The sequence below is a fragment of the Campylobacter concisus genome (genome assembly GCF_902460535.1).
Classification (GTDB): Bacteria; Campylobacterota; Campylobacteria; order Campylobacterales; family Campylobacteraceae; genus Campylobacter_A; species Campylobacter_A concisus_AS.
Genome location: NZ_CABPTV010000009.1, coordinates 103,377 through 117,343, shown reverse-complemented (window position 1 = coordinate 117,343; position 13,967 = coordinate 103,377). Strand labels below are relative to the sequence as shown.

General features: G+C 40.2%; 11 protein-coding genes and 1 tRNA gene. 3 read left to right on the top strand and 9 right to left on the bottom strand.

Annotation, left to right across the window (positions count from 1 at the left end; genetic code table 11):
- Nucleotides 1–118: 118 nt before the first annotated feature.
- The 7 genes from pckA to FZ945_RS08750 form a co-directional block, all read right to left on the bottom strand.
- Nucleotides 119–1,693: a phosphoenolpyruvate carboxykinase (ATP) gene (pckA, locus tag FZ945_RS08780; RefSeq protein WP_180996202.1), complete on the bottom strand. Its 1,575-nt coding sequence runs from the start codon at nucleotides 1,691–1,693 to the stop codon at nucleotides 119–121.
- 103 nt (nucleotides 1,694–1,796) lie between these two features.
- The gene (locus tag FZ945_RS08775; protein WP_103645678.1) at nucleotides 1,797–3,599 is read right to left on the bottom strand and encodes a biotin/lipoyl-containing protein; all 1,803 of its coding nucleotides are present in this window, start codon (nucleotides 3,597–3,599) and stop codon (nucleotides 1,797–1,799) included.
- Between the two features lie 122 nt (nucleotides 3,600–3,721).
- Entirely contained in the window at nucleotides 3,722–5,110 is a 1,389-nt protein-coding gene (locus FZ945_RS08770) for a TRAP transporter large permease (protein ID WP_148803947.1), read from the bottom strand.
- Nucleotides 5,098–5,619, bottom strand: a complete 522-nt coding sequence (locus tag FZ945_RS08765; RefSeq protein WP_103648143.1) for a TRAP transporter small permease subunit — start codon at nucleotides 5,617–5,619, stop codon at nucleotides 5,098–5,100. The genes FZ945_RS08770 and FZ945_RS08765 overlap by 13 nt, the downstream gene beginning before the upstream one ends.
- Nucleotides 5,612–6,964, bottom strand: coding sequence for a sodium-dependent transporter (locus FZ945_RS08760; protein ID WP_107714289.1), 1,353 nt, complete (start codon nucleotides 6,962–6,964; stop codon nucleotides 5,612–5,614). Before FZ945_RS08760 ends, FZ945_RS08765 begins: the two co-directional genes overlap by 8 nt.
- A gap of 1 nt (nucleotide 6,965) precedes the next feature.
- Complete coding sequence (locus FZ945_RS08755) at nucleotides 6,966–8,297, bottom strand: sodium-dependent transporter (protein WP_148803945.1); 1,332 nt, start codon at nucleotides 8,295–8,297, stop codon at nucleotides 6,966–6,968.
- A complete protein-coding gene (locus FZ945_RS08750) occupies nucleotides 8,297–9,640 on the bottom strand; it encodes a sodium-dependent transporter (protein WP_148803943.1) in 1,344 nt (447 codons plus the stop codon). Before FZ945_RS08750 ends, FZ945_RS08755 begins: the two co-directional genes overlap by 1 nt.
- A gap of 206 nt (nucleotides 9,641–9,846) precedes the next feature.
- On the opposite strand from FZ945_RS08750, the gene FZ945_RS08745 reads away from it, so the two are divergent.
- From FZ945_RS08745 to FZ945_RS08735, 3 genes are all read left to right on the top strand, one after another.
- Nucleotides 9,847–10,149 carry a F0F1 ATP synthase subunit C gene (locus tag FZ945_RS08745; protein WP_087579689.1) on the top strand — a complete coding sequence of 101 codons (303 nt, stop codon included), beginning with the start codon at nucleotides 9,847–9,849 and terminating at the stop codon, nucleotides 10,147–10,149.
- Between the two features lie 47 nt (nucleotides 10,150–10,196).
- A tRNA-Leu gene (locus FZ945_RS08740) sits at nucleotides 10,197–10,281 on the top strand.
- Nucleotides 10,282–10,341: 60 nt separating this feature from the next.
- A complete protein-coding gene (locus FZ945_RS08735; RefSeq protein ID WP_148803941.1) occupies nucleotides 10,342–11,205 on the top strand; it encodes a VIT1/CCC1 transporter family protein in 864 nt (287 codons plus the stop codon).
- Here the strand turns inward: FZ945_RS08735 and ribD are convergent.
- Together ribD and FZ945_RS08725 are read right to left on the bottom strand one after the other, a co-directional pair.
- Entirely contained in the window at nucleotides 11,202–12,263 is a 1,062-nt protein-coding gene (ribD, locus tag FZ945_RS08730; protein WP_148803939.1) for a bifunctional diaminohydroxyphosphoribosylaminopyrimidine deaminase/5-amino-6-(5-phosphoribosylamino)uracil reductase RibD, read from the bottom strand. The two genes, FZ945_RS08735 and ribD, sit on opposite strands and share 4 nt — an antisense overlap.
- Nucleotides 12,264–12,316: 53 nt before the next feature.
- Complete coding sequence (locus FZ945_RS08725) at nucleotides 12,317–13,966, bottom strand: formate--tetrahydrofolate ligase (protein WP_148803937.1); 1,650 nt, start codon at nucleotides 13,964–13,966, stop codon at nucleotides 12,317–12,319.
- Nucleotide 13,967: the final 1 nt, after the last annotated feature.

Sequence of the window (13,967 nt, the reverse complement as noted above, 5' to 3'; positions counted from 1 at the left end):
GGTTGGGGCATTTTTGCAAAAAGTTTAAAAATTAAATTTAAAAGTGAGCTATGTTTTTACTATTTGATAGTTTAAATTTAAAAAGCCTTGTAGGCAAAATACCCACAAGGCTATAAATTTATGCTGTTGGGCCAGCTTTGGCGTACTCGACGCCCTCTTTTACATCTTCATAACGTTTGAAATTTTCAACAAACATTTTAGCAAGCTTGTCGCGTGAAATATTGTACTCAGCTGGGTGTGTCCATGTATTTATTGGATTTAGCAGTTTTGTCTCGACACCATCGAGCTCTTTTGGGATAGCGAAGTTAAATTTATCAAAATTTTCAAACTCACATTTTGTGATGCTACCGTCTAAGATCGCATTTATGCAAGCACGTGTCGCTTTTATGCTCATACGCTTGCCAACACCGTAAGCACCGCCGCTCCAGCCTGTATTTACAAGATAGACATTAACGCCGTGTTTATCGATCTTCTCACCAAGCAGTTTTGCATAGACGGTTGGGTGAAGTGGCATAAATGGCTCGCCAAAGCAAGCGCTAAATGTTGCTACTGGCTCAGTGATACCGCGCTCTGTGCCAGCAACTTTTGCTGTGTAGCCACTTAGGAAATAATACATCGCCTGCTCTTTTGTCAGCTTTGCAACTGGAGGAAGCACGCCAAAAGCGTCAGCACTTAAAAAGATGATATTTTTTGGGTGTCCTGCGCTTGAGCTTGGCTCGTAGTTGTCGATGTGATAGATCGGATAGCTCACGCGTGTGTTTTCAGTCTTTGAGCCATCTTTGTAATCAACAACGCCGTTTTCGTCAGCCACGACGTTTTCAAGCAGTGCATCACGCCTGATCGCTGCGTAAATTTCTGGCTCGCTGCTTGGATCAAGGTTGATACATTTTGCGTAGCAGCCGCCCTCAAAGTTAAACACACCATCATCGTCCCAGCCGTGCTCGTCATCGCCTATTAGTTTGCGTTTTGGATCGGTTGAAAGTGTCGTTTTACCAGTGCCAGATAGACCAAAAAATAGCGCCGTATCGCCCTTTTCGCCTACGTTTGCAGAGCAGTGCATGCTTAGCTTGCCCTCAAGTGGCAGCCAGTAGTTCATCATAGAAAAAATGCCCTTTTTCATCTCGCCGCCATACCATGTGCCACCGATCACTGCGACATTTTCCTCGACGTTAAATATGACAAAAACCTCTGAATGTAGTCCGTCAGCCTTGTAGTCCTCATTTTTTGTCTTGCAAGCGTTATATACTACAAAATCAGGCTCAAATTTAGCCAGCTCCGCTTCACTTGGGCGGATGAACATATTTTTTACAAAGTGCGCTTGCCACGCTACTTCGGTGACAAAGCGGACTGATTTTTTGCTCTTTTTACTAGCTCCACAAAATGCGTCTTGTATGAAAATTTCCTTGCCACTAAGCTGATCTTTTGCTTTTTTAAGAAGCTTATCAAATAGCTCCTTTGTGATAGGCTGATTTATCTTACCCCAAGCAATATATTTTTGACTTGGGTCTTGCTTGACAAAGTACTTGTCTTTTGGGCTTCTGCCTGTAAAAATTCCAGTATCGACCATAAATGTGCCATTACTTGAAACTCTGCCCTCGTTATTTGCCTTTTCAAGCTCAAAAAGCTCGTCGTAGCTTAGATTGTGATTTATCTTTTTGATCTCTTTTAGACCTAGCTCGTCTAGCTTATTTATCATGTTGTTTCCTTTAAATTTCGTTTCTTTATAAATTTGACCTAAAAGTCATCAAAATATTAATCAAATTTCGCTTAACACTATCTTTTTAAAAGTGGCAAATTTATTTAAATCTAGCCACCACTTGATTGTTCGCGACACTTTGACCTTTACTAACCTCTATAGAGCCTATGATGCCATCTTTTGGGGCTTTGACCTCTATCTCCATCTTCATCGCTTCAAGCACGACTATGGCCTGACCTTTTTTGACATGATCTCCTGCACTAACTAAAATTTTATGCACAGCGCCTGGCAAGCTTGCGACGATGTCATTTTCTGTTGCGCCTGCTACTGCACTTTTGGCGCTTTTTACACTCTTGCCTTCAACTTCAGTGATTGATTTTACTTGGATACTGTCGTTAAAACCTTCGCTTACTTCAACGTTGTAGCGACTACCATTCACCACGACGCTATATCTACCGCTTTGAGTTTGTCTGCCATCGTTTGCCTTAGCGTTTGGATCGATCTTTCTTACATTTACTTTGGCCTCACCTTTTAAGAACGCGATGCCTTTTTCTTTACAAGCTGCTGCTATAAAGACGTTTTCTTCGGTAACTTTGATCTTATTTTGTTTTAAAATTTCTTTCACGTGCGCAAGCGACTTACTCTCATCTTTATCGGCTATATCAACTGCATGTTTTGTAGTTGGTTTTAAGCCTAGTTGCTCGCTAGCAAGCTTAATGATCTCTTTATCAGGCGTAACTGGGGTCTTACCAAAGTAGCCAAGCACCATTTTGCCGTATCCCTCAGCGATCTTTTTCCACTTGCCAAACATCACGTTATTAAAGGCTTGCTGGAAGTAAAACTGGCTAACAGGGGTTACTGAAGTGCCGTACCCGCCCTTTTGCACCACTTCGCGCATAGCAAGGATGACCTCTGGGAATTTATCTAAGATGTTATTATCTCTCATCATCTGGGTATTTGCAGTGAGCGCGCCACCTGGCATCGGTGAAAATGGTATTAGAGGGCTTACTTGCACAGCTTCAGGCGGTAAGAAATACTCTTTTAAACAATCATTCAAAACGCTTTCGTATTTTAAAATTTTCTCCACGTCAAGTCCGCCAAGATCGTAGTTTTTCCCTTTTACTGCGTGAAGCATGGTTAAGATATCTGGCTGACTTGTGCCGCCACTTACTGGGCTTGCGGCTAGATCTATGCCATCAACGCCAGCTTCAAGCGCTGCAAGATAGCAAGCAACACTTACGCCTGCAGTTTCGTGTGTGTGAAGTCTGATATGAGTTTTTTCTGGGAGTAATTTTCTAGCCATTTTTATGGTTTCATAGACCTTTTGTGGGCTACTTGTGCCGCTTGCATCTTTAAAGCAAACGCTGTGATAAGGGATATTTGCATCTAAAATTTCTCTTAAAATTTTCTCATAAAATTTAACATCATGTGCTCCCACACAGCCACTAGGCAGATCCATCATAGTAACGACTACTTCGTGTTTTAGTCCGTGATGAGCGATCCTCTCGCCTGAGTATTTTAAATTTTCAACATCATTTAGTGCGTCAAAATTTCTAATAGTAGTAGTTCCGTGTTTTTTGAAAAGTTTTGCGTGAAGGTCTATTAGCTCGCGGCTACCAGTGTCAAGGGTGACAGTATTTACGCCCCTGCTTAGGGTTTGAAGGTTTGCTTTTGGTCCTACGATGCTTCTAAATTTATCCATCATCGCAAAAGCGTCCTCATTTAGGTAAAAATAAAGGCTTTGAAATCTCGCCCCACCGCCAAATTCAAAATGCTCTATGCCAGCCTCTTTGGCTGCTTCAAGCGCGGGCAAAAAGTCGTTCATAAGCACTCTAGCGCCATAAACTGACTGAAAGCCATCTCTAAAGGTCGTATCCATAACATCGATAAATTTCTTTGCCATATTTCACCTCATTAAATTTATAAATTTACTAAAAAGCGGTCATAAAAAATGGCTAAATTTGACAGAAACTCAAATTAGCCATTTTACTTGTTTTTGGTATTTTACAACCAAAAACTTTTATATCATTTAAAAAGTGAGAGCAAGAAGTTAAATAATCCGCCGTGGCTCGTATCAAGCATCGGCTTTATCTCCATCAAAAAGACGCAGAAAAAGACTAAAACTGCCACTTGGATGATGATGTAAGGCACCACACCTTTATAAATAGCAGCTGTTTTTATCTCAGCAGGTGCGACTGATCTTAAGAAAAATAGACTAAATCCAAATGGCGGTGTCAAGAATGAAGTTTGTAAATTCATAGCAACTAAGATCGCTAGATAGACTGGGTTTATGCCTAGTTTTGCGGCGATTGGTACCAAGATAGGAAGCACGATATATGAAATTTCAACAAAATCTATAAAAAAGCCAAGCACAAAGATAACAGCCATACTAAAGATTATAAAGCCCCACTTCTCGCCTGGTAAATTTGTCATGAAATTTTCAACTATCTCATCGCCTCCAGTGTAGCTAAAGACCATAGAAAAGGCAGTCGCACCAACAAGTATAGCAAAGACTAGAGCTGTAGTTTTTACGCTCTCAGCCAAAGCCTCTTTCATCATAGAAAATGAAAATGTCCTATAAAATATTGCCAAGATGATAGCGCCAACGCAGCCAAACGCTGAGCTTTCAGTTGGTGTAGCGATACCTGCAAAAATGGATCCTAGCACACAAATAACTAGCAAAAGTGGCGGAAAGATCGCAATTAGCGCTCTAACAATCTGCTTAAATTTACTAACGCCACTCTCGTCTTTTACGATAGGAGCGACCTCTGGCTTAAGATAAGCAACTATCAAAATATAAACTATATAAACTCCAACTAGCGTGAATCCTGGCACAATGGCTTGATGAAAAAGCTCGCCAACTGGCACTGAGAAGATGTCGCCCAAGATGATAAGCACGATAGAAGGCGGGATGATCTGACCAAGCGTACCAGCAGCGCATATCGTGCCACAACCAAGGGATTGGTCGTATTTATACTTTAGCATTACAGGCAAGCTTATAACGCCCATAGCAACAACGCTAGCACCTACAACGCCAGTTGATGCTGCAAGAAGCGCTCCAACTAAGATAGTGCTAATAGCGATACCGCCACGAATTTCGCCAAACAGCATACCCATACTCTCAAGTAGTCTCTCGGCTAGCTTTGACTTTTGAAGCACGACGCCCATAAAGACAAAGAGTGGAACTGCTATAAAAATTCTACTCTCCATGATAGAGAAAATTCTATAAGGCATGAAGTTAAACATATCTTTAAATACTTCTATACTGCCAAGTAGTCCGTCGCCATCGCTAAGGCTCTCTACAACACTACCAACCATGCCAAATATCATCGCAACCGCGCCAAAGGTAAATGCGACTGGAAAGCCAATGCCAAGCATCAATAGCGCGGCTATAAACATTATTAATCCCGCCATATTTTCTCCTTACTAGCTTTTTTATAGCGATTTAAATTTTTTATAAAAAAGCCGATCGCAAAAAATACAAGCACATAAAATGAAAAAGGGATCATCGCTTTTATGATCCATCTATGGGTAAGACCGCCTGGATCTGCGCTGGCCTCTGCCGAGCTGTAAGCATCTCCTACAAATCCAAATGATAAATTTGAAACCAAAAGCGCAAATGGTATGATAAAAAATACAGTGCCAAGCATATTTACAAGAGCTTTATTTCTTTCTGAAAATTTAGCATAAAAGATATCAACTCTAACATGTGCGTCCTCTTTTAGAGCATAGCTCATGCCAAATAGAAATATCACAGCAAAAAAGTGCCACTCAAGCTCCTGAAATGCAACGTTGCCGTAAGAGAAAAAGTATCTTGCCACAACGTTAAAAAATACGTCTATTATCATCAAAGCCATAATAAACATACAAATATAGCCGACTATATCACCAGCTTTGTCAAAAAATCTCTCAATCTTATCCATTAAAAACCTTTAATAGTTCATTTATCATGATGATGAGCACACAAACTGGTGCTACATATCTTAGTAAAAAATACCATGTATTAAATACAAAATCACTCATATATGGGCTAAATAGCACATATAAAGCATCTTTTTTCATAAAATATCCAACAAATATCGCTCCACCGATACCGCTAATTGGTAGCAAGATATTTGAAGCAGTAAAGTCTAGGAAGTCAAAGAAATTTTTACCAAATATCATAAATTTATCGCCAACATTTTCTATATTTGATAAAAGACATAAAAATCCCACTATGAAAATCCCAGCTCCAACTATGCAAAGCGCTTTTTTCCTACTCATGCCATACTCTCTGATCAAGAAAAAGACAAATGGCTCAACGATAGAGATGGCTGAAGTGATACCAGCAAAGATAAGTGCAGCAAAAAATGCTACAGCCAAAATTTGACCGATCGCGCCAAGCTTAGCAAATAGCGTTGGTAGCGAGATAAAGACAAGACCTGGTCCTTGAGACGGAGTAGCACCAAATTCAAATATAAAGGTAAAAATAACAAGACCTATCATAATAGCAAGCGCGATATTTATGAAGACGATACTAAGCGTTGAAGTGGCTAAATTTGTATCATCGCTTAGGCTAGCTGAATAAGTAATGATCGCTGCCATACCAAGAGATAGCGTCCAAAATGCAAGTCCAAGAGCAAGCAAGAGTGAGTTAAATGAAATTTTGCTAAAGTCTGGGATCAGCAAAAATTCAGCCGATTTTACAAAGCCATCCATCGTCACAGAGTAAAAAAGCATGATCAAAACCATGATAAATAGGCTTGGCATCATCCAAACATTTAGCTTCTCTATGCCGCTTTTTACGCCTTTTGATAGGATGAAAAAGCAGGCTGCAAATGCTATAACAAAGTAAAGTGTCTGCTCGCCAAGACCATGCGTCAAAAGATCGTTAAATATCACTTTTGAGCTATCTATATCGCTTGGGAGACCAGTAAATGAGAGCGTGAAATATTTAAAGACCCAGCCGATGATCACGATATAGTATGACGAGATGATGGCTGCTGTCACCATGGCTAAAATTCCAACTAGTTGCCATAAATTTTTATTTTTAGCTGCTAGCTTTCTAAAAGCATTTACACTGTCGCTCTCGCTAAGCTTGCCGATACTAAGCTCTGCCATAAAGATAGGCACACCAACTAGAAAAGTTATCAAAAGATATAGGATAATAAACGCCGAACCGCCGTTTTCACCAACCATGTATGGAAATTTCCATGCGTTGCCAAGTCCGACAGCCGATCCAGCAACTGCTAAGACATAGCCTATTTTAGAAAATTGTTCTTTTGCCATATTATGAGATCTCCCTTATTAGCACCACCAGAACTAAAAGTGGAGCCACAAATCTAATTAAAAAATACCAAATGTTAAATACAACCTTGCCCATATAAGGCACAAATAGCTCTTTTAAAAGCTCAAATTTCATAAAGTAGCCAACAAAGATAGCAAACAAGATGCCACCAAGCGGGAGCATGATGTTTGAGCTGAGATAATCAAGCAGGTCAAAAAAGCTCTTACCAAAAAATGTAAGTGCATCTTTAAATTCGTTTGTGCCACTTAATGCGCATAAAATTCCTAAAATATAAACCACACAAGCGACGATTATGATCGATTTGTTTCTACTAAATTTTAGGCTTTTGCTTAAGAAAAATATAAACGGTTCAACCATCGAGATAACCGAGGTGATGCCAGCAAAAAATAGCGATATAAAAAATGTAAATGCCAAGAAATTTCCAAGCAAGCCAAGCTTAGCAAATAGCGTTGGCAGCGAGATAAAAGCAAGCCCTGCGCCTTTTGATGGCTCTGAGCCAAACTCAAATGTAAATGTAAAGACGATAAGGCCGATGATGACGCTTATTATGATATTTGCAAAGACGACATAGAGCGATGAGGTAAATAAATTTGTATCATCGCTTAGACTTGATGAGTAAGTAAGTATGCAGCCAATGCCAACGCACATCGTAAAAAAAGCAAGTCCAAGAGCGTTTAAAACAGCTGCTTGATCTATCTTTGAAAAGTCAGGCACTAGTAGAAATTTAGCCGCTTTGTCAAAGCCCTCCATGCCAAAAGAGTAGCCAAGCATAAGCAAAAGCAAGATAAAAAGAGCTGGTATGAGATAGACATTTATGCGCTCGATACCACTTTTTACACCTTTTGTAAGGATGAAAAAGTAGGCAAAAAATGCGATGCTAAAGTATAAAATTTGCTCGCCTATGCCATTTGAGGTGAAATTTACAAAAAACGTCTCTGAACTTGCGATATCTTTAGGTAGCTCGCTAAGACTTAGAATGACGTATTTTAGCACCCAGCCAATGATGAGCGTGTAAAAAGATGCGATAAATAGCCCAGTCACCATGATAATACCGGCAAATTTCCAAGAGCTTGCCCCTTTTGTAGCTAGAGATTTAAACGCTCCAACCGTATCAAGGCGTGAAATTTTACCCATCGCCATCTCAGCAAAAAATATGCTAAGACCAACAGCAAAGGCAAAAAATAGATATATAAGGATAAATGCCGAACCGCCGTTACTGCCGACCATGTATGGAAATTTCCATGCGTTACCAAGGCCAATAGCCGCTCCGATTATTGAGAGGATAAAGCCAATTTTACTAAATCTCTCCGCCATTATTTACCTGCCATCTGGTAGATCATTATCGCACAAATGGCAACTGGCACGACATATCTTAAGAAAAAGTACCAAATTTCAAAAAATGCTCTTCCCATAAAATCGCCAAAAAGCAAATACAAACTCTCTTTTTTAAGCTTATAGCCAACAAAAAAGCTAAATACGATAGCGCCTATTGGCATCATGATATTTGATGTGAGAAAGTCAAGCGCGTCAAAAAATGGCTTGCCACAAACGCTAAAAGCACTTGATGTTTCTGAATAATATGAAAGTATGCAAAAGATGCCTAAGATATAGACAAAGGCGCCGATGTAAAGAAGCGCCATCTTTCTTGAAATTTCAAATTTTCTAACCAAATAATAAGCAAAAGGCTCGATCATCGAAACCGCGCTTGTGATGCCAGCAAATAAAAGCGATACAAAAAATGCGACTGCCATGACGTTGCCAACGACGCCAAGCTTTGCAAAAAGCGTGACAAGCGAGATAAAGATAAGACCTGGACCACTTGCCGTGCTATCAGCCCCATAAGCAAATATAAAGGTAAAAACAACAAGGCCCATCATAATGCCTATTAATATGTTTATAAAGATGATAGAGAGGGTTGATTTTATTAAATTTGTCTTCTCAGGTAAATTTGCAGCGTATGTCGGTATGACGCCAACGCCCATAGATAACGAGAAAAACGCAAGGCCTAGAGCCTGCAAGATAACATCTGGCGTGATCGCACTAAAATTTGGTACAAATAAAAATTTAGCCGCCTTAACAAAACCATCTCCCATGCTAAGCGCGTAAAAAAGCATGCAAACTAGCAAGACAAAAAGGCTTGGCATCATCCATATATTTAGCTTTTCGATGCCACTTTTTACGCCTTTTGAAACGGCAAAAAATACCATTAAAAAAACTAAGCTAAAGCAAAGCACGGCACTGCTTAGGTCATTTGATAAAAGTGTGTTAAACTGCTCGCCTGCCGCTTTTGAGTCTGCTAAAAGCGGCGAAAAACTAAGATATATATACTTTAATATCCAGCCGATAACCACCATATAAAATGAAGCTATAAGGATCGCGCCGATCATGAAAAAGCCAGAGAGCGACCACGCTTTTTTATGCTTTGGAGCGAGTTTGTAAAGAGAGCTTACGATGTCGCTTTCGCCAAGTTTGCCAATGCTAAGCTCCGCTAAAAAAGCCACAAATGCGATAGCAAATGTAAGAAGCAAGTATAAAATAATAAATGCCGAACCGCCGTTATTTCCCACCATAGTAGGAAATTTCCAGGCATTGCCAAGACCTACAGCAGAACCAGCCATCGCAAGAACAAAGCCTATCTTTGAAAATTTTTCGTTCATTGAAAACCTAAGATTAAGAATAAATTAAATTCTTTCAAAGATAGCATAAAAAAACTTTCATTTTTCTAAGCCAAGAATTTTTTATAGGCAATTTAAATTTTTAGTGTTTTTATTTGAAACAAAGTTTTGTTTTTGTAATATTACGGCTCATGAAGTTCAAGTAGGGGACAGATCCGAAAGAGCTTTAAAATTTTAAAGGAGCAACGATGAAAAAGATCGTGTTTTTAATTCTTGGTCTTGCTGCATTCGCATTTGGCGCTGACGGCGAGATGATCAAATCATATTCAGTTATCGCTGGCGGTATCGGCCTTGGCCTTGCAGCTCTTGGCGGTGCTATTGGTATGGGTAACACAGCTGCTGCAACTATCAGCGGAACAGCTAGAAACCCAGGTGTAGGTAGCAAACTTATGACTACAATGTTTATCGCACTTGCGATGATCGAAGCACAAGTTATCTACGCACTTGTTATTACACTTATCGTTCTTTACGCAAACCCAATGCTTGGCTAAGCGTAAAGCTTAAATTTAGCCCCTTTTTTGGGGCTTTTGTTCTTTTTGCGATCATGGTGGAATTGGTAGACACGCTATCTTGAGGGGGTAGTGCCGCTAGGTGTGCGAGTTCGAGTCTCGCTGATCGCACCATCTTATCTCTCTTTCTAAATCAAAATCTTAAATTTCCAAGATATAAAAAAGGAAAATTTTATGTTAGACAAAAAACGTGCCTTAAAACAATTACAAAATGAAGCAGACGATACTGCTATATACTCACTTCTTGAAGCTAGCGAAAAAGACAATGAGAATAAAAAAATACTTCGCAAATTAATCACCGAAGAGAGACGTCATTATGCTTTTTGCCAAAAGATAACTGGTGAAAGCAGAAGTGCAAATTTATTTAAAGTCATTTTCTATACGATACTTGTTAAAATTTTTGGCACATCTTTTACCCTAAAATTTATGGAGTCACGCGAAGAAAATGCGGAGAAATTTTATCTTGACATCGTAGATGAATATCCTGAAGCTCGTGATATTTATGAAGAGGAGATGAACCACGAAAATAGTCTAATCTCCATGTTAAAAGACACAAAGCTCGTAAATGCTGGCGGTATCGTGCTTGGCATGAATGATGCGTTAGTTGAGCTAACAGGCACACTTAGCGGCATCGCGCTTGCATTTTCAAATACAAAATCAGTCGGCGCAACAGGCCTTATCATGGGTGTAGCAGCTGCACTTTCTATGGCTGGCTCAGCATATCTTGAGTCAAAAGAAAATCCAAGTGACGAGATCAAACCGCTTACTTACTCGCTCTACACAGGCGGCTCATACATCATAACAACGGCATTTTTGATACTTCCATTTTTCATCTTTTCAAGCGGTCTTTACGCCGTTTTATCGATGTTTTTCTTTGCGTTAGTTGCCATCATCACTTACAACTTTTATATAAGCGTGGCAAAGGAGCTTAAATTTTTACCAAGAGTGGTTGAGATGTGCGTGATAACTTTTGGCGTTGCGATCATATCTTTTGGCATCGGCTTTTTAGTTAAACACTATTTTGGACTAGATGTTTAATCCAAAATTTCATACCAAGTGTAGCTATCGTCCCCAAAATTCCCACTAAAAAGTGGTTTTAATTTTAGATCAAGCCTTAAATTTTCACCATTTTTAAAATTTGAGCTTTGATAGATCAGTAGCCACTTTACATTTGCTAGCTTGCCCTCTTTTGCGAGCTTTAAAAACTCGCCAGCTCCTTCAAACATGCAAAGTCCTTTTAGATTAAGCTCTTTTTGCACGCTCACCTTGCGACCAGGCACACTAAAAAGCGGTATCGTTTCATCAAATTTATCACTTCTTGAGTAGATTATGACATCTGGATTTTTGCTACCGCTTACTAGCCTGCTATCAAGCTTTGGTCGGTCCGTCCGCACCGTGTTACCACCGATCAGCAATCTATCTATAACGCTTCTTAGTTTATGCACATGCGTGCGGCTAAGCTCATTTGTGATGATGCCACCACTTGCCACGCCGTTTTTACTAAGAGCGATTTTTAAAAAGCTAAATCCACCATTTTGATATGCCAAAAATGGCTCAAGCAGCTTATCACAGCGCTCTTTTAAAATGCCAAATTTAACTTTCACTCCAGCGCTTTGCAGCAAATTTGCGCCACCACTTGCTATTTTATTTTCATCGTGGCTGCCGATTATGACCTCACTAAAACCAAGCTCTTTTAGCAAATTTGCACAAGGTGGCGTTTTGCCATGGTGCGAGCAAGGCTCAAGCGTGACGTAAGCTTTTGCATTTTTTAGTAAATTTGAGTGGTTGTTTAGTATAAATTCGTAGCTAAATTTTGGCTCTAAAAGGCCAAATTCACCCTCTTTTATCTTAGAGCTAAATTTAGCATTATATGCTTTTATAAAATCATCTTTAAATTTTTCACTTTTTTTGCAAAGCGCAAAGAGTACCGCTGTCGGTTCAGCGTGTAAATATCCAGCCTTTTCATGAGCCTTGCAAGATAAAATTTGACCATTTTCATCAAGTATCAAGCACCCAACGGCTGGATTTGGATAGGTCAGGATCTGAAATTTCCAAGCCTCGCTTAAAGCAAGACCCATGTAAAATTCGTCGTTCATCCATGCCCTTTAAATTTAAACACACCAGCGTTTGCCAGTGTGTTTTTATAAATTTACGACAAGCCGTCGATCTTGCCCTCTGCGTCTATCTTCATATTGACAGCAGCTGGCACTTTTGGAAGTCCTGGCATAAGCATGATCTTGCCGCAAACAGCGACGATAAAGCCAGCCCCCGTTCTAATATCAAGGTCTTTTACACTAAATGTAAAGCCCTTTGCTCTGCCCAAAAGCTTCGCATCGTCGCTAAATGAGTACTGTGTTTTTGCGATACAAACTGGCAAATGGCTCAAATTTAGCTCTTTTATCATCTCAAGCTTTTTAAGAGCAGCCTCTTCAAAGACCACCTCGCTAGCTCCATAAATTTCCTTAGCGACCTTTTCTATCTTAGTTTTTGTATCGTCACTCATCTCGTAGGTGAAATTTATCTTGCTTGGTTTGTCGCACGCTTTTAAAACTAGCTGGGCAAGCTCAAGCGCGCCTTTGCCACCTTTTACAAAATTCTCGCAAACTGCCACTTCTACGCCAAGCTCACGGCAGTACTCTTTTACGAAATTTATCTCTTCATCAGTGTCAAAGCCAAATTTATTAAGCGCTACAACTACGTTTTGACCAAATTTGACTTTTAAATTTTCGATGTGTCCGCCAAGGTTTTCGATACCTTTTTTAAGGGCGTTCATATCTGGTTTTGTGATCTCATCTTTATTTGCTTCGCCGTTATATTTTAGCGACCTGATCGTACTTACAAGCACCACGGCGCTTGGTTTTATCTCAGCGATCCTGCACTTTATATCTAAAAATTTCTCCGCGCCAAGCTCCGAGCCAAAACCAGCTTCAGTGATGACGTAGTCGGCTAAATTTAGAGCTGTTTTTGTCGCGATGACGGAGTTGCAGCCGTGTGCGATATTTGCAAATGGGCCACCATGCACGAGCGTAGGTGTGTGTTCGAGTGTTTGAAATAAATTTGGCTTGATCGCATCTTTTAAAAGTATGCAAACAGCGTCCTCGCAGCCTAGATCACGCACGTAGATAGGCTTTTTATCGCTATCATAGGCGACCATGATGTTTGCCACGCGCTCTTTTAGATCAGAAAGGCTTGTAGCTAGACAAAGCACAGCCATGATCTCGCTTGCAGCGGTGATGTTAAAGCCATCTTCTCTTGGCACGCCGTCCGTTCTACCGCCCTGACCAACGGTGATAAATCTTAGCGCGCGGTCGTTTATATCCATACAGCGCTTCCATAAAATTTTCTCTATTTTTAGTGGATTTTCTTGATAGAGGCTATTATCTATCATCGCTGAAATGAGGTTATTTGCCGATGTTATCGCATGAAAATCGCCAGTAAAGTGTAAATTTAGATCCTCCATCGGCGCAAGCTGCGAGTAGCCGCCACCTGCTGCTCCACCCTTTATGCCAAAAACTGGTCCAAGAGATGGTTCGCGAAGTGCCAAGCAAACCTTTTTGTTAAGTAAATTTAGTGCGTCAGCAAGACCTATTGACATAGTCGTTTTGCCCTCGCCGTATGGGGTTGGATTAGTCGCGGTGACTAAGATGAGCTTTGAGTTTGATGGCGCAAGTCTAGGGGAAATTTTAGCCTTAAATTTGCCGTAAAGCTCAAGCTCGTCTTCGTTTAAGCCTAGTCTTGCGGCAACTTTACTGATGTGTTCTAACTTTGTTTGGTGAGTTATCTCAATGTCGCTTAGCATT

Coding starts and splice junctions, on each gene's coding strand:
- FZ945_RS08775 (WP_103645678.1), bottom strand. CDS start 3,599: ATGGCAAAGAAATTTATCGATGTTATGGATACGACCTTTAGAGATGGC.
- FZ945_RS08770 (WP_148803947.1), bottom strand. CDS start 5,110: ATGGCGGGATTAATAATGTTTATAGCCGCGCTATTGATGCTTGGCATT.
- FZ945_RS08765 (WP_103648143.1), bottom strand. CDS start 5,619: ATGGATAAGATTGAGAGATTTTTTGACAAAGCTGGTGATATAGTCGGC.
- FZ945_RS08760 (WP_107714289.1), bottom strand. CDS start 6,964: ATGGCAAAAGAACAATTTTCTAAAATAGGCTATGTCTTAGCAGTTGCT.
- FZ945_RS08755 (WP_148803945.1), bottom strand. CDS start 8,297: ATGGCGGAGAGATTTAGTAAAATTGGCTTTATCCTCTCAATAATCGGA.
- FZ945_RS08750 (WP_148803943.1), bottom strand. CDS start 9,640: ATGAACGAAAAATTTTCAAAGATAGGCTTTGTTCTTGCGATGGCTGGT.
- FZ945_RS08745 (WP_087579689.1), top strand. CDS start 9,847: ATGAAAAAGATCGTGTTTTTAATTCTTGGTCTTGCTGCATTCGCATTT.
- FZ945_RS08735 (WP_148803941.1), top strand. CDS start 10,342: ATGTTAGACAAAAAACGTGCCTTAAAACAATTACAAAATGAAGCAGAC.
- ribD (WP_148803939.1), bottom strand. CDS start 12,263: ATGAACGACGAATTTTACATGGGTCTTGCTTTAAGCGAGGCTTGGAAA.
- FZ945_RS08725 (WP_148803937.1), bottom strand. CDS start 13,966: ATGCTAAGCGACATTGAGATAACTCACCAAACAAAGTTAGAACACATC.